General features: G+C 47.2%; 17 protein-coding genes and 1 other annotated feature. Of the genes, 9 read left to right on the top strand and 8 right to left on the bottom strand.

From position 1 onward, the window contains the following. The first annotated feature begins 19 nt into the window (after window positions 1-19). Window positions 20-817, top strand: a complete 798-nt coding sequence (locus QQZ12_RS08610) for a HoxN/HupN/NixA family nickel/cobalt transporter (protein ID WP_284724274.1) — start codon at window positions 20-22, stop codon at window positions 815-817. A gap of 245 nt (window positions 818-1062) precedes the next feature. After that, window positions 1063-1908 carry a DUF2935 domain-containing protein gene (locus QQZ12_RS08605; RefSeq protein WP_102992327.1) on the top strand — a complete coding sequence of 282 codons (846 nt, stop codon included), beginning with the start codon at window positions 1063-1065 and terminating at the stop codon, window positions 1906-1908. Here the strand turns inward: QQZ12_RS08605 and QQZ12_RS08600 are convergent. From QQZ12_RS08600 to QQZ12_RS08590, 3 genes are read right to left on the bottom strand one after another with little or no spacing between them, the layout of a single operon-like run. After that, complete coding sequence (locus tag QQZ12_RS08600; RefSeq protein WP_284724273.1) at window positions 1905-3047, bottom strand: Ger(x)C family spore germination protein; 1143 nt, start codon at window positions 3045-3047, stop codon at window positions 1905-1907. The two genes, QQZ12_RS08605 and QQZ12_RS08600, sit on opposite strands and share 4 nt — an antisense overlap. Next, window positions 3044-4144 carry a GerAB/ArcD/ProY family transporter gene (locus QQZ12_RS08595; protein WP_102992329.1) on the bottom strand — a complete coding sequence of 367 codons (1101 nt, stop codon included), beginning with the start codon at window positions 4142-4144 and terminating at the stop codon, window positions 3044-3046. The genes QQZ12_RS08600 and QQZ12_RS08595 overlap by 4 nt, the downstream gene beginning before the upstream one ends. Further along, a complete protein-coding gene (locus QQZ12_RS08590; RefSeq protein ID WP_223248073.1) occupies window positions 4144-5658 on the bottom strand; it encodes a spore germination protein in 1515 nt (504 codons plus the stop codon). The genes QQZ12_RS08595 and QQZ12_RS08590 overlap by 1 nt, the downstream gene beginning before the upstream one ends. A gap of 223 nt (window positions 5659-5881) precedes the next feature. Here QQZ12_RS08590 and QQZ12_RS08585 point away from each other — a divergent pair, with 223 nt between their 5' ends. Both QQZ12_RS08585 and QQZ12_RS08580 read left to right on the top strand, forming a co-directional pair. After that, a complete protein-coding gene (locus QQZ12_RS08585) occupies window positions 5882-6106 on the top strand; it encodes a hypothetical protein (protein ID WP_123827432.1) in 225 nt (74 codons plus the stop codon). Between the two features lie 395 nt (window positions 6107-6501). Next, window positions 6502-7389, top strand: coding sequence for an alpha/beta hydrolase (locus QQZ12_RS08580; RefSeq protein WP_223248074.1), 888 nt, complete (start codon window positions 6502-6504; stop codon window positions 7387-7389). A 61-nt stretch (window positions 7390-7450) separates the two neighbouring features. On the opposite strand, the gene QQZ12_RS08575 is transcribed toward QQZ12_RS08580, so the two are convergent. The 3 genes from QQZ12_RS08575 to QQZ12_RS08565 form a co-directional block, all read right to left on the bottom strand. Then, window positions 7451-8821: an amino acid permease gene (locus tag QQZ12_RS08575; RefSeq protein ID WP_102993817.1), complete on the bottom strand. Its 1371-nt coding sequence runs from the start codon at window positions 8819-8821 to the stop codon at window positions 7451-7453. A gap of 201 nt (window positions 8822-9022) precedes the next feature. Beyond that, window positions 9023-9273: a binding site (T-box leader), on the bottom strand. Window positions 9274-9380: 107 nt separating this feature from the next. Beyond that, the gene (locus tag QQZ12_RS08570; RefSeq protein ID WP_189319027.1) at window positions 9381-9740 is read right to left on the bottom strand and encodes a GNAT family N-acetyltransferase; all 360 of its coding nucleotides are present in this window, start codon (window positions 9738-9740) and stop codon (window positions 9381-9383) included. A 71-nt stretch (window positions 9741-9811) separates the two neighbouring features. Next, window positions 9812-10006, bottom strand: a complete 195-nt coding sequence (locus QQZ12_RS08565) for a hypothetical protein (protein ID WP_145958364.1) — start codon at window positions 10004-10006, stop codon at window positions 9812-9814. Between the two features lie 347 nt (window positions 10007-10353). Here QQZ12_RS08565 and QQZ12_RS08560 point away from each other — a divergent pair, with 347 nt between their 5' ends. Continuing rightward, a complete protein-coding gene (locus QQZ12_RS08560) occupies window positions 10354-11508 on the top strand; it encodes a C39 family peptidase (RefSeq protein ID WP_102992334.1) in 1155 nt (384 codons plus the stop codon). A gap of 636 nt (window positions 11509-12144) precedes the next feature. Beyond that, entirely contained in the window at window positions 12145-13383 is a 1239-nt protein-coding gene (locus QQZ12_RS08555; protein WP_223248075.1) for a glycosyl hydrolase family 18 protein, read from the top strand. Window positions 13384-13458: 75 nt separating this feature from the next. On the opposite strand, the gene QQZ12_RS08550 is transcribed toward QQZ12_RS08555, so the two are convergent. Both QQZ12_RS08550 and QQZ12_RS08545 read right to left on the bottom strand, forming a co-directional pair. Further along, window positions 13459-13620 carry a hypothetical protein gene (locus QQZ12_RS08550; RefSeq protein ID WP_189319028.1) on the bottom strand — a complete coding sequence of 54 codons (162 nt, stop codon included), beginning with the start codon at window positions 13618-13620 and terminating at the stop codon, window positions 13459-13461. Window positions 13621-13681: 61 nt separating this feature from the next. Beyond that, window positions 13682-13810 carry a hypothetical protein gene (locus QQZ12_RS08545; RefSeq protein ID WP_022738097.1) on the bottom strand — a complete coding sequence of 43 codons (129 nt, stop codon included), beginning with the start codon at window positions 13808-13810 and terminating at the stop codon, window positions 13682-13684. A 211-nt stretch (window positions 13811-14021) separates the two neighbouring features. On the opposite strand from QQZ12_RS08545, the gene QQZ12_RS08540 reads away from it, so the two are divergent. The 3 genes from QQZ12_RS08540 (at window position 14022) to QQZ12_RS08530 (ending at window position 18399) form a co-directional block, all read left to right on the top strand. Beyond that, window positions 14022-15074 (top strand): coiled-coil domain-containing protein, encoded by a 1053-nt coding sequence (locus QQZ12_RS08540; RefSeq protein WP_102992336.1) that lies wholly within the window; start codon window positions 14022-14024, stop codon window positions 15072-15074. Between the two features lie 530 nt (window positions 15075-15604). Further along, complete coding sequence (locus tag QQZ12_RS08535; protein ID WP_102992337.1) at window positions 15605-17584, top strand: acetate--CoA ligase; 1980 nt, start codon at window positions 15605-15607, stop codon at window positions 17582-17584. 236 nt (window positions 17585-17820) lie between these two features. Further along, window positions 17821-18399, top strand: a complete 579-nt coding sequence (locus QQZ12_RS08530) for a thermonuclease family protein (protein WP_189319029.1) — start codon at window positions 17821-17823, stop codon at window positions 18397-18399. Window positions 18400-18412: the final 13 nt, after the last annotated feature.

Genomic DNA, 18412 nt, shown 5'->3' with positions numbered 1-18412 from the left:
GCGAGGGGGAGATTGATTGATGGGAGAATGGTCGTTGTTTGCATTGGTGTTCGCCTTGGGGTTGAAGCATGGGTTGGATGCGGACCATCTGGCCTGCATCGACGGATTGACGCGATACAATTGGCATAAGCGGAATACCATGGCCCGTTGGGTAGGCACCTTTTTTTCATTGGGGCATGGCTTGGTTGTCACTGGCGTGGCTGTGATCATCGGGGTCGTCAGTCAGATGTTCACCTTCCCTAATTATTTTGATGAAGTGGCTACCTGGATGTCCATTATCACTTTGTTAACGATCGGCACCCTCAACATATTTAATCTGGTGAAATGGACCAATAAGCAGGAGCCGTTTCAACCGCAAGGAGTGAAAGGGAAATGGATTCCCCGCTCCTTGCGCGAAACCAGCAACCCCTTTCTGATCGTCCTGATCGGCGGGGTGTTGGCCCTCGCCGCCGACACGGTGAGCCAAACATCTGTCTGGGCGTTGGCCGCAGGAAATAGTTCCGAGTGGATGCCCCTCATGCTGGGCGTGACGTTTACGGTCGGTATGGTGATCACCGATACGCTTGATTCCGTCATCATCTACCGTTCCCTCAAAGGAAGTGACCAAACCAGTAAATGGGTATCGCTTACCATGGGTTGGTTAATTGTGCTGTTGGCTTACGGCATCGGTTTTTATGAGCTGTTCATCTATTTTAAACCGCAGGCGGAATTGGAGTTAGAATGGCTTGGTGTCGCTTTGTTCACCGTTTTCCTACTCTTCTTCCTCTTTATCACTTGGCAAAAAAAGGACGGAGTGCGACGGGACGAAACGGCTTGAATAGATAGTGCTCCCTTTCAAACCAACCGGCGATATAGGTGATGAAAGAAAACAGGATCGACACGGGTGTGAGTCGATCCTGTTTTTAATGTCCAAAAAGGGTTTGGCCGCTGTTTAGGAATGCCCCAGAGCCACGCATGTGACTGATCCCCTATGTAGATGCCAGGGGAAGCGACGGGTATGTTTTCATATTTGCGGTCATGCTTCCATATGTTAGTTAAAAAGGTTATGAGTGGGGGAACAATATGTCCTTAACCGTGTGGCAAGAGCATCGTTTTTGGTTACAAATTCTATACGAACACGCGCTGTTTGTGTATGAGAATTTGTCACCGGGCGAAACGGAAGCGGTCACCCAAGCATGCGCTTTTATGCATGAGTTTTGCGAGTTGCTGTCGGAGCTTTCTGGGATGGATCCCCATGCCCCAGTCAATGCGCCCACGAATGTGCGGTTTGCCCAACGGGCGTATGCGACGGCTTGCCGTTATTGCCAGTTTGAGGAAGGATTGCAAAAGAGGCGAATCAACAACGAGGTGGTGCTTTCGCTGTCACCCAGTTATTTTAACGGAACCTTGCTAGAAGCGAAGGAATACATTCGCTTGCTCTCGTACTATGTGAAAGGGATGCAGCCTCCCCATTTGCCGTTGTTGTCGCTGTTAAACACGTGGTTGATCGATCAGTTAGGGCATTCCATTCTGTTGATCAACATGCTCGATCCGTTGGAAACGATCGTGGCCACCCGATCCGAGCGATTCAGAAATCTTTTCAGATCCCTTTTGTCGCAAGCCCAGTCCATGGTCATGTTCCCTTATTCCGAGTCTGAAATTTACCCCCGCCTTGCTTTGTTGGGCCATGAAACGGCAGATGTGGTGAAGCGGTTTTACCGGTATGTGGAGACGGTTACCCGTCTATACCGCAAACGACAAGTGTTGAATAAAACCACGTTAAGGTTTTTGGAGCATCATTTTAGTGAAACAGATTATTTCTTGATCAAACTGAGATACTATTTCCCAGAAATCCAGCTATTGCCGGATGGTGGAAGGCTGTATCAACCGGAAGAAGAGGAAGGAGGACCCCGTCCCGGCGGCCGCTAAAAAGTGATGCCATAGCTTTTGATCGTGACATGGGGAGTTACGCGGATATCGGCCTTGGCCAATGTTTCCGGCCAATTGTTTTGTACCTGTTTCCATATGGGATAATGATATGCCTGCGCTACCCGACCCAAGCCCATCGGATCCAGTCGGTGATGTTGGATTTTGGCTATCAAGCGCTCAAGTTTTTGCTGCAATTGCTTTTCAATAACCTGTTCCAATTTTCTTCTCTCGGTTTTCATGTCAAACGGGAAGGTGCGCTCAGAGAGATTGGCGGTTAAATCCACTTGAAACTCAAAATGAAACCTTCCTTGTGCATAATCGGAGCTGATTTTGTACCGGTTGATTGTCAGGCTCACATTCATCTGGGACATCGTTGGGTCGCTTGGCGCCATGTTGGGCGGAGTCGTAAACGGCAGTTGCAGGGGAGCCGTAAACGGTAGTTGCAGGGGGTACTCCGTTTGGTGCTGAAGCAGGAGCAAAAGCGAGCTTTCGTTTTGATCGAGGGAAGTAGCGTATTTCCCGTCTTTGTTCAGCAGAGCGGTGCCCGTGATTGCGTAATCTTGTCCCCGGATGCGCATTTCCGTGAGATAAGGGGTCACCCGGTTGTCCAACATTTGACCGCGAAAATCAATCACGCGAGTGAGCACGGTCGAACTGACTTGATGGGCCGCATCGATTGTGTCGCGGATGGCGATGCCCAAGCGGCCCTTGTCTTCCATCGAGATGTTTTGCAGATCTTCAAGTGAACCGTCCACAACGAGGGCTCTGGCGTTGATTTCACTTTTGGGATCGCGGAAAATCACGTCCAGAATAGGAAAGGCATTGATTCGTTTCAACATCTGCTTGCTGATGATCAGATTTTGGATTTTGCCGGCGATGACGTTTCCTTGGCTTTGTGAATTGAGCAGTTTTCTGTTTTGCCGAAACGACAAGGCGGTGGATTGCTCGAAATGCGTTTTTTTATTCGCCTCTTCGTTAAATACGGGTGCGGAACTGACAACGATAATCTTCCCCTCGTCATCCATATCCAATCCGACACTGAGCGGAATATCAGCGTTTTCCAAATAAAGCTGGTCACCGCAACCTGTAAGGGTCAACAGTAACAAGCAGACGAGAATAGCGTGGCACCAATGCTTCACATCGCTCTCCTCCTTTGGATCAGATGCCGCAGTTGGCTGACCGTCCACAAAAACGCGACAAAACCGAATGCCATAACCAATCCGGCATGGGAAAGCCAATCCAGAAATCGTTCGATCCTTTCATTGGTCATGTCCACAAAAAGGGAACTAACCGCGATGGCCGCCACTATGAAGAGTAACAGAGGATGGTATGCCGACTTGCGCGTCAACTGCGTCAATCCACGCAATGCCAAATATAGATAAGGAATGACGGTCATCAACTGAATGATCGTGTAAAAAGAGAGGAATAGGATTTCCAATCTCTCCAAAAAGGCGAACTGGATCGGTTTGAGCAAGGCCAGAGTTGGCCATATCCACGTTTGTATTTCTTTGTCGCTGAAGATAATATTTGCCAAGATGATCACAAGCAAGTACACCATCATCGACAAGGTGTTGGCGATCAAAACGCCTTTCGTGGCTTGTTTTTTGTCCTGCAAGTAAGGATACAGGATGAAAGCCATCTCAAATCCGAGAAAGGGGGTAATCGTCGATTGGACGGCGGTGATAATCGGAAGCCATCCTTCTGCGGCAATGGGCAAGAGATTGAGCCAGTGCGCATCATGAACTGAAAACAGGAGCAACATCGGCATCCATGAGCAGAACAAGTAAACAAAGTCAGAGTAGTGGCCGATGGCGATGATACCGTGCCGGCACAGCATGTACACAGGGATCAGAAAAAGCACATACAACGAAAAGGTGGGGGTGTTTGGCAAAATCCACACCTGGATCAGGAACAGGGTGGCGTAAAATGTAGAGAAAGAAGCGTACAAGCCATACGCCGCCCAAACGAGGGTGAAGGCGCCGCCCAACCATTTCCCGAAATAGATGGGCAAGATGTCAAACAAGGTTTTGTCGGGATGTTTTTTCATTATATGAATGATCAACAGGCTGAATACCATGGTGATGAGCCAACCGATAAGGATGGAAATCCAGCTGTCCCTGCCTGCGTATTGCCCCACCTCGCGCGCAATCGACAATACGGCGATCCCAACTTGCGTTTTATAGATGGTGAATGTAAATTGGCTTAGTGACAATTGTCCCTTTTCCGGCATCTGCATCAGTTCTTCCCACTCTTTCTGCTGTGGCCTTGTCTCATGCTTTGCCGGGGATCGGCCGAGATCGGGCGTTTATCCATTTTCCACAAGGGTAATCTGTACCAAGTATCTTTCCAATCGGGAAGACGGATGGGAGCGATCGGGCTACCATAAGGGTATCCCAACGAAGTGGTCGTCACGATGTGGATGGAAAGAATCATCATCCCAATGGCAATACCCACCATTCCAAACATCGAAGCGATGATCATCAGTGGGAAGCGGATCAGGCGGATTGCCGAAGCCATGTCATAGTTAGGGATGATGTAGGAAGAGATCGCTGTCAATGCCACGACAATCACCATGACGTTGCTCACAATACCGGCTTGGACCGCCGCCTGCCCGATGACGATCCCCCCGACAACCCCGATGGTTTGCCCGATTGGTGATGGAAGTCGCACACCAGCCTCCCGGATCATTTCAATGGTCACTTCCATGATAAATGCTTCCAACAAAGGAGGAAAGGGAACCCTTTCCCTGGATATGCCGATGGAGATCATCAAGTCGATTGGCAAGATTTCATAGTTAAAAGAGATGGTAGCGATATAAAACGCCGGTAAACTGATAGCGATGAGGAAAGAGAAAAAACGGATGAAACGCAAGAAAGAAGCCAGAATCCAGCGCAAACTGTAATCGTCCACGTTTTGGAAGAAAGAGGTGAAGTTCATCGGGCCCACTAGTGCCACGGGGGAGTGGTCGACGATGAGGACGATGCGCCCTTGTAGCAACTGAGAGACAATCGTGTCTGGCCGCTCTGTCTGCATGAACTGGGGAAAAACGGTAAACCAATGGTCCTCCAAATACTCCTCCAGTTCCCCGGCGTTGATCAGCGCATCAATTTTAATGCGATCGATCCGGTTTTCCAATTCCTTCACCAGTTCTGGTTGGCAAACGTCCCGCAAATAGAGGAGGAACACGGATGTTTGGCTCCGCTCCCCGACAAGGGTTTTTGTCAACATTAACTCTCGGTGGGGCAAGTAACGCCGGATCAAGGCGATATTTAGCCCCACTGTTTCCACCAGGCCCTGGTGTCCGCCTTTGAGCGTCGATTCTATTTGGGGTTCTTTGATGGACCGTTGCGGCCATCCTTGCGTGTTGAATATGATCGCCCACGGTTGCCCATCCACCAACAACACGCTTTTCCCGATGAAGATGGATGATTCGATTAGGTCCATGGCGCGTGTAGTCGATGTTTTGTGAATAGGAATGCTGGCGGGGTCAAATGCTGCATTTTCGATCATCAAGGGGCGCAAGATTTGGTCATTGATGGCCGTTTTGTCGACTAGATTTTCTAAGTATACAAGAGCTGCTTTCTGTCCAGAGCTATTTTGCAACTCCTTGATGATCAAGTCGGGGGAAGAAGCAAACCGCTGATTCAAGGCTTTCACATTCTCAGCCAGTTTGGTGGAGACAGAAGTTTCAATTGACTTATCATCCTGTTTTTGTCTGCGCTGTTTTGTTTTTCCGACTCGAAAAAACATCCTCATTCACCTCTATCCGCCATGCGCGAAATGTTCCTATGAAGCATAGTCTTTGTTATTGTCCGGCTTATTATGAATGTCTTGCTAGAAACAATGGGCAAACGGCTTGTACACAAGGAAACTTTGAGTGTGATGAAAAAGCCACCTCACTCGAAAAGTGAGGTGGCTGTCTGACGGAACCGGCTTAATAGCCGTAGTGATGATAGTAGTGGTGCTTTTTGTGATGGTCGTGTTTTTTGTGGTGATGTTTTTTGTGGTGATGTTTTTTCTTGCCTTTTTTGTGGAGATCGATGTCGATGTCAATGTAGATGTTGTTTTTGTTGGAGTTTTTGTTTTTGTTTTTGTTCACATTGACATTGGTATTCTTCTTGCGGAAATGCTTCTTTTTGTGGTGATGGTCTTCCCAGCAGAAAAAGTGAGCGTCGAACATGCGAATCTCTCCTTTTGAATATGGTATTTAGTAGATTTGATCGGTTGGTTTCGATCAAATCTACCATTGATATATAGATATGTTTTTAAAAGAAAAAGGAGAGGGTGCATGCCGCAGTGAATATGACCAATTTGTGCGCAAAGAAAGAAGATTTCCAGAGTTTCTCGCAAAGGTTCTACACAACTTTTCTAATACTTGCTATGTTAAAAGAGTAATAACTAATACTACATGTTATTGTGAAAGCCATATGATATGGAATAGGGAGCCGATAAAATAGGCATAAAATTCCCTTCCTGATCTTTTTCTAGCAGATGGCTTTTGAAATAACCGCAAAGAAAGGTTCTGAGAAGATGAAGCCGGTTTCATTTACATTTCCTTCGTCAGATGGTGTAAAGATCCATGTGAACAAATGGATGAGTGGGCCCAAGGCGAAAGGAATTGTCCAGATCGCCCATGGGATGGCGGAGCATTCAGGGCGATATGCCGACTTTGCTGCGGTATTGACCGAGGCTGGATATCATGTCTATGCCAACGATCACCGTGGTCTAGGGAAATCGGCGGGGAGTTGCGAAGTCTTGGGGCATTTTGCCGATGAGAATGGCTGGGAGCTTGCAGTTGACGACATGTACCGTTTAACCAAGTTAATCAAGGACGAAGTTCCCAATCTCCCTCTGTTTTTATTTGGCCACAGCATGGGCTCATTTCTTTCGCGAACCTACGTCCAACAGCATGGGGAGGAGCTGGCTGGGCTGATCTTGTCCGGCACGGGGGCAGGTCGGAGGGTGATGAGTTCGTTGGGCATTCTTATCGCCAAAATCGAATGTCGGCTCAGGGGGAAGAGGGCTAGAAGTGTGCTGATGAACACGCTTTCTTTCGGCAATTTCAATAAGCCGTTTCGACCCGCTCGCACACCGTTTGATTGGTTGAGCCGCGACCCGCAGGAAGTGGACAAGTATGTGCAAGATCCGCTGTGCGGGGAGGTTCCCACCGCCAATTTCTTTTGCGATTTGCTGACAGGGATCAAACAAATGGACGAAGCAGAGGGATTGGCACGCATTCCCAAAGAACTGTCCATTTTTCTGCTGTCAGGAGACAAGGACCCAGTTGGCCAAAACGGAAAAGGGGTGCGCAAAACCTATCAGCAATTCAAGCAGATCGGCATCAAAGACGTGGTGCTGAAATTGTATCCGGACGGGCGGCATGAGATGTTAAACGAAACGAACAAAGAAGAAGTGTACCGGGATATTCTCGCTTGGTTGGACACCCGGGTAGCCCGTACATCTGGGCATAGCGAAATGTGAAAAATCGGCATGTGAAAACCTCCGCTAGATGGCAGATCGCCAAGCGGAGGTTTTTGTGCCTTTATGAGGTTGCGGCTGGCTTTTCCCGCTTTGTCGCGATTCGTTGTCGCACGTGGTAGCTGACAAACACCAATAGATACCAAACTGGGGCCACGATGAGGGCGATCACTGTCGAATCGACATAAGCCATTAGGATGACCACAATCCCCAGAAAAGCTAAAGCGAAATAAGAAGAATAAGGATAAAATGGCATGTTGAATGCGGTCGTACGGTTCGCTTTGCGAAAGCGCAAGTGGGTGAGCAAGATCAATGCCCAGCTGGTGATCACAGCAACCGTCGCCACGGATGAGATATACAGAAAGACTTTTTCCGGAACAAGGTAGTTCAGTACCACCGCAACGGATAAAAGTAGGGAAGAAAACAGGATGCCCCGTTGCGGTGCATGGGCTTTGTTCAACTTGGTGAATATGCGGGGGGCTTGGCCTTCCAACCCTAAGTGGTATAACATCCGACTAGTGCTAAACAAACCGCTATTGAAAGCCGACAAGGCGGCGGTGATGACGACGATGTTGAGGATGGTGGCAGTGGCAGGTATGCCGATTTGATCAAAAATCATGACGAACGGGCTGCCTTTGGTGCCAATTTCATTCCAGGGATAGAGCATCAACATGATTGTTAGGGCGCCGACGTAAAAAATCAAGATGCGCCAGATTACTTTATTCACCGCGGCAGGAATGCTTTTGAGCGGGTTTTTCGCTTCTCCGGCTGTCATGCCCACCAGTTCTACCCCGCCGAACGAGAAGAACACCAACACCATGGATAGCAGGAAGCCTTTCCAGCCGTGCGGCATGAAACCGCCATGGGCAAACAGATTGTCTACTCCGGTTGAAGTGGATCCATGATCGATTGGCCCGAAAATGAGGAGCAATCCTCCTCCCATCATGGCCAGAATGGCGAACACTTTGATGGAAGCGAACCAAAATTCAAACTCCCCAAATGCTTTCACGTGTAACAAGTTGACCAGCGTCATTAGCACCAGAGCAACGAGTGAGGGAACCCATTGCGGCACGCTGGGAAACCAATACTGGAAATAGGTGCCGATCGCTGTCAGTTCGGCCATGCCGACAATTATCCACATAAACCAATAAGTCCATCCTGCTAAGAATCCAGCGAACGGTCCGATATATCGTCCAGCGTAATGGCTAATTGAGCCGGAGACGGGTTCTGCTAAAGTCATTTCACCCAAAGCGCGCATGATGAAGAAAATGACGACTCCGCCGATGAGATAGGCTAAGGTAATCGCCGGGCCCGTCATTTGGATGGTGGTGGCAGAACCGTAAAACAAGCCTGTGCCGATGGCTCCGCCCAAAGCGATCATATGCATGTGTCGCTCATCCAATCCTCTGCGCAATTGATTGTTATGGCTGTCCATCGATTTCAACCCTCCCGTTTTCATGTAAAATGGAAACCCCCCGCCCGGCAACCAGGCGTAACACGTCTGATTGCTGAGGCGGGGGGACCGCGGTACCACTCAGCTCTTCCACTTCCTCACGGAAAATGGACTCACTCGTCTCACGGCACCGCCAAACGCAAAAACGCCTCAACGATCAAGGGGAAGGGATTTCCCTATGATCGCTGAGGCGATAGGTTCGCGGTACCACTCAGCTTCTCCGCCTACCTCACGGAAGGCGGACTCAACTAGTCTGAAGAGACTCAGCCTGATAACGATGGCCATTCGTCGCATTCTACTGGGGGAAAGCCCCCGTTCAAACACGAAGCTCCGAGGCGAAATTTCAACAAAACGATCGTACAGCCCTTTCAGCCATGGGGCCGTTCTCTGTTGACGATGCTGTTTTGTCTACTTAACCTCTTCATTGCATGTGAAAATGAAATGCTATTTTGATTTTTAATTTAGATAGAATTATATGAGAGAGGATTGTGTCTGTCAATAAAAAATTTTTGATACCATGGTGAAGATGTTTAGATGTTTTTTAAGAGAAGATCACTTCGTCAAACACACCTGTTTCCTCAAATCCAAGCTTTTGGTAACAGCGAATGGCCGCGTGATTTGCGGCTTTTACATTTAATGTGATCGTCTGATAAGTGGGGGATAACAAGTGGATCAGGGCCGAGATGGTTTGGCTCGCCAAATTTTTTCGTCGTTGGTCGGGATGGGTCGCGACGTTGCCGATGGAAACGACACGGTATTGATCTGACTGAGCAACGACACCAGCCATGCTGATGATGGTGTTATTCTCTTTCAGCGCAACGAAACCGCCCCGCTGGATGAAATCTTCATCAATCAAGTGTCCTGGATGACTTGTTTCCAAGAATGAAACGATCTCCTTCATGTCCGCCATCCCCAGTTGATGAATGGAGCCGGGATCATAGTGACTGAGAGAGTCTTGCTAACCGGTCCATTTCATGTTGAGAAAAGGGTTACTCGCATGTTCGCATGTTGTCCAAATACTTTTTCCGCCTCGTTCCGGTCCAAGTGGCAGTAGATGTTCCGCGGCAAATAGGGGCGCAACCGCTGAAGCAACAACAGTTGATGGACATCGTCTTCCTGGTAACTACTCGCCAGCAAGACTGGCTGGTCATATTTCATGATCAACATAGCCAGCGCCAAGATTTCCCCGCGGTCGCAAAGACCAAACCACTGTGTGTATTCCCAGAACCCGCTTTCCAGATGACTGCAATTCTATCGCTCTTCGGTTATGTAAGGCCAATAATTTCAATTCTGGATTCGTTCCTTTCTAGGACATTGTTTTTTTGTAATATATAAGTGATTAGATGATTAAATAAACCAATTATGGAAATAATACAGTGCAGTGGTTTTTAAGAAGCCACCTTACTTCAGTAAATTGACTTAATGATTTAATATTACTGTATTTTATTGATTATTGTAATTATATTGTAATATAATAATTAAGTGTTCAAAAATATATAAAGGAGGGGTCGATTATGAAAAAAATAATGTTTGTTGTTTTTGCATTATCTCTTATTGTTGCTCAATCTTTTTTCATTAATCAAGGATATGCTGATACAAATATTGTAAAAGAAATCAGTAGAAAAGATGCTCTGAAAGCTAGTAAAAACTTTTTAAAAATGCGAAACGAATGGCAAGGGGCAAAATTGGAGATCTTAACAGATTTATACGACTTTGAAGGAAATCGTGTAGCCTATTATATAGTAGTTGAACAAAATGGGAAAGAATTAGGTAATATGGTTGTAGCCGATTCTACTGATCGTGGTCCAGTTATTGAATTTGGGAATGATCCTTCTTATACAACGGATATCAAAAGAATGCTTGATGAAGGGAAAAACGTATATTATGTTGGCCCTTTTCAATTCATGGGTGCTATAGATGCAAAGGATTTACAAAGACAGTCAAATGAAAAGAAAAATAAGATTTTAAAAAGGTTTAAACAGAAAATAAAAGGAAATTCCCAAGTTGTTGAGGAAATAGAAAGAGAACACAAATTTAAGAAAATACCTACGAGTCACAAAGAAAGTAGTGTTGAATGGAATAGCCTTTTAGCAGATGAGAGTAATATTAAGCCATTGGCTATTACTGCAAAAAAATTGGATATTCCAAGAATTAGTCAATATATTAGTGGCGTTTCGTATCCTAATTCTTCATGTGGTCCTACAGCTGCTGCGATGATTACGAATTACTATGATAGCCGTGGTTATAATGTAAGGGGAACCGCTTATTATGGTACTCACGCATCTTTAATCAATCATTTATATAGCGAATTTGGTAGTACGATAATAGGAACTACAGCTGGAGATTTTGCAAATGGATTTGATAGACATTTAGAACATAATACACCTGGAAAATGGACTGTTTCTAGACCTGATGCGGAAGGAAACTTCGGTACTTATAAAGCGCATATTGATGGGAATGCTCCTGTGGCTGTTTTATCAGGTAAAATCTACAGCCCATTAATTAATGAAGAATGGCATTGGTTGGTCGGGTCTGGATATGACAATACTAATGGCTCATATGCATGGTTAATTGATCCGAGTCGTCCGACTAGTTCATATGATCGATATCTAAAATGGGTTGATCATGATCAGGATTGGATGCTTGTATTTTCAGGTTATAACTGGTAAATAAAAATCCCCCCTCAACCAAGAGGGGGGATTATGAGAGGATGACAAAATGATTCTATCTTCAAAGTCACTTCTATTCATTTCTTATGCGTTGGTGGTTTTAATCACCATATTCATGGTCTATTTTGCAAGTAAAGTTAAAAAGGCATGGTTGGTGGTGATTGCATACTTTGCTACTATTGTGGTTGAGTATATTTTTGTAGAAAAACCCATTACATCGCCAAGTGGTATAATCATATTCATATTTTTGAATATCTTAGTGGGAATAACACACCTTGTGACATATTTTATTTTTAGAAAAGACAAATAAAGTTGTTACATGACTTGTATTTTGGTAAATACGAAGGCTCGCTCCGTAAAGGAACGGGTTTTTTTATTGTGAAATTCCATTTGATTGTCTGGCGCTTGCGTAACATTTCTTGATCCTGAATCGAAATGCTCTCAATGCTGAGAACCTCAAACGTGTCCAAGTTGTCAGGCAAACTGAATATCCCCGAGGTTATCTGCTCTTTGGTTCTCTCTCGTAAGTGGCAAATGCGCAACTATAATGGTATAGACAACTATACTAATATACGTTAAACTAATAATATACAGAATATTTGATTGTTTTTGTGGATTGAAAAAGGAGAGATGGAAATGAACATCAAGAATAGGGGAAAACGGGGCGCGGTCATCACTCTTCTCATCGTGGCAATGATTTTCAGTTTGTCGCCGGCAACGTTTACACCCTTACATGCCTCTGCATCCGGTAATGAAGTGAAGGCACCGCTGAAGAAGGATAGCGCCAATGAGCCGGCCCGCAGGTATGTGGCTTATGCCAGCACATGGAACACAAGCATTTATGATTTAACGCCCGCTAATATCCCCAATTACATCACCAATGTGAATCTTTCCTTTGCCAGACCCGATACCGCTTATCGTAAAGGTTCATATGAATTCGATCAGGCCGTCGCCGGCTTTGAATTCGTCGAAGGGGCGACCACTTACAACGGACAGAAGAAATTCACTCCCCAACAGGCACGTGACTTGCGTGACAACATCGCGGCTTTAAAAGCGCGCGGCACAGAGGTTTGGGTGTCGGTTGGTGGCTGGGCGTATAGCCAAGGTAGCCAATGGGCCAACTTCAGCGCATCGCGTGTGGTTGACCTGGCGCTGGATTTGGGTGCGTCAGGCGTCGACATTGACTGGGAATCGAGTGGCAGTCTTTGCAACAAGCTGGAAGCAGAGCGGTTCAGCTGTACCAAGGATGGTGAGATTGCCTGGATCATCAACAGCCTCTACAATGAAATCCAAGCACGTGGTGCCGATCTGAAGATTTCGATCGCTGGTTGGTCGACCGGAGCTTATTATGTTAAGGGCACGCCGTTTGAAGAAGGGAAAGTGCAGTGGGGTTCGCCGTTTGGCGGAACCATGTATCGCGTGGTTAAGGACCATGGTGACAAGATCGACTTCATCAACCTGATGTCATATGATGCCGGTGATTATTATGATCCGCGTGAAGGGTACGAATCCTATCGGGCCATCTATGACGGTCCCATCAATATTGGCATGGAAATCGCCCCCGAAGGGTCCGGCGGAGCAGTACTTGAAGTGGAGGCACCGCCTGGTACCGTCTACGATGCGGAAATGCTCACAGGCCAGAACAATATCGCTACCCGATACTACAACGTCGAAACGATGGTCAAGTATATTAAGTATAAAGGTAAAGCCAATGACGGCTTTATGATCTGGCAGCTTTGGAAACAACGCGTCCATCAACCGGCGCCGAGCGGGGCGGCCACCGAAAATAGCGCAGGCCAATACGTTTGCCGCAACCTTCCCTTGGCAGGGGACTGCAATCAAACCATTCCCAACCTGCCAAAGCTAATTCCTTAATCACCACTGAAAACGGTGACAAAGGCGAGTTTATGCTCGCCTTTGTTTTGTTTGGGGCAAGGATGTGCGCGTCTGTCAAGGTAGATCGAGCGGAGGCGGTTCCTCTGGTGGAGTGAGCAGGTTGGGAGGGATTGGTTCTATAGGTGTAGGAGCGCTGTCCGGCAAGCGTTTAAGCGGGTCTGGCAACTCTGTTTCCCTGTTGTCGGTCAGCGGTTCTTTCTTGTTCGTCCGTTTCATCTATTCAACCTCCTTTAACAGTCAATGCCAAGCGTTCGCATAGTTGATTGCCGTACCTTGTTCATTTCATGCGGGTAATGAGCCACCCGGCCACAATGAAGAACAGGGGAATTCCCACCAAGTTTAGCAGGAAGGCATAGATCGTGGCTGACGGCACTTGCGTTGCATCAAAAAAATAGGACAGGTCCATATGGATCACCTTTCTGCCTGGGGGTGAAAAACTGGTTTATAGTATATTATTGGCCAGTCAAGGTCGTTTTTAGTGATGGACGGGAGGCCAATTCAATTTGTATGAGATGCTTTACAAACATGTGTTCGCATGATAGAATAAAAACATAAGCGCGAGACATGAAAGCTCTTGCGGCGGATGAATTTCACTTCTGAACAAAAGGAGAATCCAGATGCGTAAAGTCACCGAGAAAGACACCAAAGCGACGATCCTGAAGGCTCTCCGTGAAGCGGAGAAGAAAATTGCTGAGTTGGAGAAAGGAAAGCTAGATCCGGTTGCGGAAACGACGGCGAAAAAAACGGCGGAAACGATCGCCAAAGCCAACAACATCGTGGAAGGGAACATTGAAGAGAAAATCACCGATCTGTCAAAATCGGTCACTAGCTTGCTTGGCAAAATCAGTGATGACATCAAGACGCAAACGGCCAATCTCCAGACCGTCAAAGAAGCGATAGCCATCAAAGAGGCGGAGCTTAAGGAATTGTTCGGAATTGAAAAGCAAGCTCACACCCTCGCAGGGCTGGTCAACGCCCATCAAGAGTTGAAGCTGGAACAAGAAAAAGAATTGGTTGAGGCCAAAGAGAAAGCAACGGCCGAATTGAACGAGATCACGAACAAAATTAAGTCGGCGCGTGAAGAGTATGAGGCGCTGATCAAAGAGCAAAAAGAGAAACTGGCCCAAAGCCAGAAGCGTGAACAAGAAGAATTCAAATACGACTTTGAAAGACATAAGAAACAAGCGTATGACCAGCTTGAGGATGAGTTGGCGAGCAAACGCAAAGCATTTAACTTGGAACTCGAACAGAAAAACGCTGAGTTGAGTACATATAAAAAATCGCTGGAAGAGCGCGAAAGTGAAATCGAAAAACGGGAGAAGAAGATGGATCAGCTTGAAGCTGAAGTGGCTGCCATTCCCGACAAAATCGCAGAGGTCAAGAAAGAAGCTTCAGCAAAAGCCGACGCCGAAATCAAAAAAGTTCTGGCCATCCGCGAAAATGTCCTCAAAAAGGAAGTGGAAGCCGACAGACGCATTCTGGAAACAGAGCGTGACAATTTAAAAGCGCAGCTTGATACGGCAAATGAAACCATTTTGAATTTGCAAGCGAAATTGGATGAAGCGTATAAGCGGATTCAAGAGATGGGTATTCAAATGGTGTCAAGCTCAAACGAATCTAAAGCGTTTGATAAGATTGCCGCACTGGTTGCCGATAAAAACAACAAGTGATGTAATCTGAAACAACGCTTTCCCATAAGATTGTTTTATCTGAATCCTCTCTCAGTATCCGGCCGGAGGCACCTGTTGTGCACCCGGCCTCTTTTTTGCCGACTGTTGCGTCGGCAATAAGTGGCCCTGGATGGAGGTAAGGCACGATGTCAGGATGGCTCTTCGGGTTCCATTTGTAATAAAATAAGGTTGTGGAACCTAAATCGATCATGAATGATTAGGTTCCCTGGATGTTAGTCAACTAGTTTTGAGTGAGCTTGTTGTAATTGGGCAAAAAGACCACTGGACATGGAAGGTGTCAGTTTGAGGCTTGCTGCGTACCCTATCCTCATTCGGTGATCGGGGAGTTACTCGGCAATAGAAATCTGAAGGTTCTATCAATTATTATTCTAGCTGTATTCCTCCTTCGCACCGGATGGCTACGGTTGGGAAGCACGGACTTTGATGTAAGGGCTTTCAAGAAGGTTTTCGCCGGTCATCGGATGGGGCGGCAATCCAAAAAGAATCAATGCATTCATTGGAGGGATGGAATGGTGAATCGTGACATCAAAGGCATGCGGGATGTTGTGCAAAATAGCCGTTTAGTTCAACCCAACCCGGAAAAAGTACGAGCGACGCAGCTGGGAAGTATGGACGCTTTCCGCGAGCTGTTGGAGAGTTCATGGGAGAATCCCGCCGCTTTTTGGGATCAAGTGGCACGTGAATTGCATTGGTTTGAGCCGTGGACTGACACCATGTCGGGAGACTTTGCCGATTTTCGTTTTTTTACCGGTGGGGTCAGCAACCCCTGTTACAACTTATTGGACAGGCATGTCCAAGCGGGAGCCGGAAATAGGACAGCCTTGATTTGGGAAGGGGAAGACGGACCGGTCCGTTTTTATACTTATCAGATGCTTTTGGCTGAAGTGAACCGTTTTGCCAATGTGTTGAAGGAGTTTGGCGTGAAAAAAGGGGATCCGGTGGCCATTTATCTGCCTAACCTGCCGGAAGCAGTGATTGCTGTGTTAGCCTGTTTCCGTTTGGGGGCGGTGTATAACGCCGTTTTTTCCGGATTTTCTACCGAGGCGCTCAAAGACCGACTCATCCATTTCGAACCGAAGTTGATCATTACCGCTGATGCTTCTTTGCGCAGGGGAAAACGCATTCCGTTGAAAGACAAGGTGGATCAAGTAGTTCCAGCGGTCAACGGCGTTCAGGCGGTGATTGTCGTCAATCGGTTGAACCAACCCGTACACATGCAAGCAGGACGGGATTACTGGTGGCACGAGCTTGTGAAAGGAGCAAGCAATCAATGTGAACCGACAGGGGTAGAAGCCAATGAGCCGGGCATTGTCTTTTACACCAGCGGGACGACGGGAAACCCCAAAGGGGTGGTTCACGCTGGTATGGCCTTTGTAGTGCAAAATTACATTTACGCCAAATATCATATGGATCATCGCCAAGATGATGTCTTCTGGTGCACTGCGGACATCGGCTGGTTGACGATGCACATTTGGGGAATTGTCGGCGCGTTGGCCAATGGGGTCACAACGGTGGTGTATGAAGGGGCGCCAAACTATCCCGAAGCGGACCGTTTTTATCAGATTATTGATCGCTATCGCATTAACAAGCTGTTCACTGCGCCGACTGCATTGCGTATGTTAAAAAGCCTTGGAAACGAAGCGTTGGCGCCTTATGACTTGTCGTGTCTCGATGTCATTGCGTTGGTCGGGGAGCCGTTCGATCCAGAGACATGGCATTGGACGCGCGAGGTTTTGGGGAAAAACAACGTTTATGTCAATAACACATGGGGACAGACAGAAGTGGCCGGATGCCCCATCGCTGGGGCTGCTTGGCTGACTCCCATGAAGCCGGGTTCGGCGGGAATTCAATTTTTGGGCGCGGCCATGGATGTGGTCGATGACAACGGCCAGCCGGTGCCTGCAGGGGTGCTAGGTAACTTAGTTATGCGGCGGCCGATGCCTATGCTGTGCCGGACGCTTTGGAAACAGCCTGAGCGGTACAAAGAGGCTTATTTCAGCCAAGTACAAGGCTGTTATTTCGCCAGCGACATCGCGTTAAAAGATGAGGACGGGCATTTCTGGGTGGTGGGTCGCTCCGATGATGCCTTCAACGTCGCGGGTCACCGCCTCAGCACCATGGAAATGGAGAGCGCAGTATTGGCCTGCGCGGATGTTTCCGAGGCAGCCGTTATCGGCGTACCCGATAAAATCAAAGGGGAGATCCCGATCGTGTTTGCAAAAGCAAACCAGGACATCCCTGCGGAGGAAGACCGATTGAGACAGGAAATAAGCCAACGGATCATTGACAAAATTGGGGAGATCGCCAAGCCCGGCAAGGTGGTGTTCCTCGATGAAATGCCAAAAACCGTTAGCGGTAAAATTATGCGTCGCCTATTAAAAGAATTGTGGGTTCATGGCGAAGTGGCCGGGGATGTGACCGGTTTGGAAGATCCGCAGGTGTTGGAAGGGGTGAAGGCGAGCATCGCCAAGATCAAAACAGGTAGCTAACCATGGAACATTCCCCCGTGGTACACGGTGGGAGCGGGACCGCTTGCCTTGATGGGGCTGGCGGTCTTCTTTGCGAAGCAAGGTTCCATCATAATTGGTATGGAAACACATGGCAGAGTGATGGAAACGCCTTTCTTTAGGTTATAGATTTTTATTTGTTATTAATAGTAGAATAATCAATGAGAACTTATAAGTTTCTGTTTAAAGAGATAATTTACATCAAGGGAGAAGACATAGTGTTTATTAGAAAGAAACGAAAACGATTGCCGAATAAGAAGAGTTTGTACAGTGCCGGTGAGATTGACGCTGTACAGGTTGTGAAAGTGTATGACGGGGATACCATTCGGGTACGGTTTAAGAACGACAAAGAGGAACGGGTGAGATTTTTATTGGTGGACACCCCCGAGACGAGTCATCCGCGCAAAGGAGTTGAACCTTATGGGGAAGAGGCCAAGTTGTTCACCAGATATATGATTAATCAGAGCCGTGTTGTTGAACTGGGATATGATGCGGAAAAAAGAGATCATTATGGTCGATTGCTAGCTTATGTCTATGTCGACCGCAAGCTGTTGCAGGAAGAGTTGGCCAAAAAGGGCTTGGCCCGGGTGAGCTATACCAGAAACCGCAATCCTGACATGGTCAGAAAGATGAAAGAGGCAGAACAGATGGCCAAGTCCAAGGGCAAGGGGATCTGGTCCAATAAAACGTATGTCGGTCGTTCCGGATATCATCCTGAGAAGATGAATTGGATTGAGCGGACATACAAGCTGTTAAGAGGCAAGTTGTTGCGTGTCGTTTTAGATTCTTTCGTTTAATGCGCAAAAGCCA

The organism is Laceyella tengchongensis, assembly GCF_900182735.1.
Classification (GTDB): Bacteria; Bacillota; Bacilli; order Thermoactinomycetales; family Thermoactinomycetaceae; genus Laceyella; species Laceyella tengchongensis.
Note: the sequence above shows the minus strand (reverse complement) of the source record. Positions and strands in the feature narration are given on the sequence as shown.

Coding starts and splice junctions, on each gene's coding strand:
- QQZ12_RS08610 (WP_284724274.1), top strand. CDS start 20: ATGGGAGAATGGTCGTTGTTTGCATTGGTGTTCGCCTTGGGGTTGAAG.
- QQZ12_RS08605 (WP_102992327.1), top strand. CDS start 1,063: ATGTCCTTAACCGTGTGGCAAGAGCATCGTTTTTGGTTACAAATTCTA.
- QQZ12_RS08595 (WP_102992329.1), bottom strand. CDS start 4,144: ATGCAGATGCCGGAAAAGGGACAATTGTCACTAAGCCAATTTACATTC.
- QQZ12_RS08590 (WP_223248073.1), bottom strand. CDS start 5,658: ATGTTTTTTCGAGTCGGAAAAACAAAACAGCGCAGACAAAAACAGGAT.
- QQZ12_RS08585 (WP_123827432.1), top strand. CDS start 5,882: ATGGTCGTGTTTTTTGTGGTGATGTTTTTTGTGGTGATGTTTTTTCTT.
- QQZ12_RS08580 (WP_223248074.1), top strand. CDS start 6,502: ATGAGTGGGCCCAAGGCGAAAGGAATTGTCCAGATCGCCCATGGGATG.
- QQZ12_RS08575 (WP_102993817.1), bottom strand. CDS start 8,821: ATGGACAGCCATAACAATCAATTGCGCAGAGGATTGGATGAGCGACAC.
- QQZ12_RS08570 (WP_189319027.1), bottom strand. CDS start 9,740: ATGAAGGAGATCGTTTCATTCTTGGAAACAAGTCATCCAGGACACTTG.
- QQZ12_RS08565 (WP_145958364.1), bottom strand. CDS start 10,006: ATGTTGATCATGAAATATGACCAGCCAGTCTTGCTGGCGAGTAGTTAC.
- QQZ12_RS08560 (WP_102992334.1), top strand. CDS start 10,354: ATGAAAAAAATAATGTTTGTTGTTTTTGCATTATCTCTTATTGTTGCT.
- QQZ12_RS08555 (WP_223248075.1), top strand. CDS start 12,145: ATGAACATCAAGAATAGGGGAAAACGGGGCGCGGTCATCACTCTTCTC.
- QQZ12_RS08550 (WP_189319028.1), bottom strand. CDS start 13,620: ATGAAACGGACGAACAAGAAAGAACCGCTGACCGACAACAGGGAAACA.
- QQZ12_RS08545 (WP_022738097.1), bottom strand. CDS start 13,810: ATGGACCTGTCCTATTTTTTTGATGCAACGCAAGTGCCGTCAGCCACG.
- QQZ12_RS08540 (WP_102992336.1), top strand. CDS start 14,022: ATGCGTAAAGTCACCGAGAAAGACACCAAAGCGACGATCCTGAAGGCT.
- QQZ12_RS08535 (WP_102992337.1), top strand. CDS start 15,605: ATGGTGAATCGTGACATCAAAGGCATGCGGGATGTTGTGCAAAATAGC.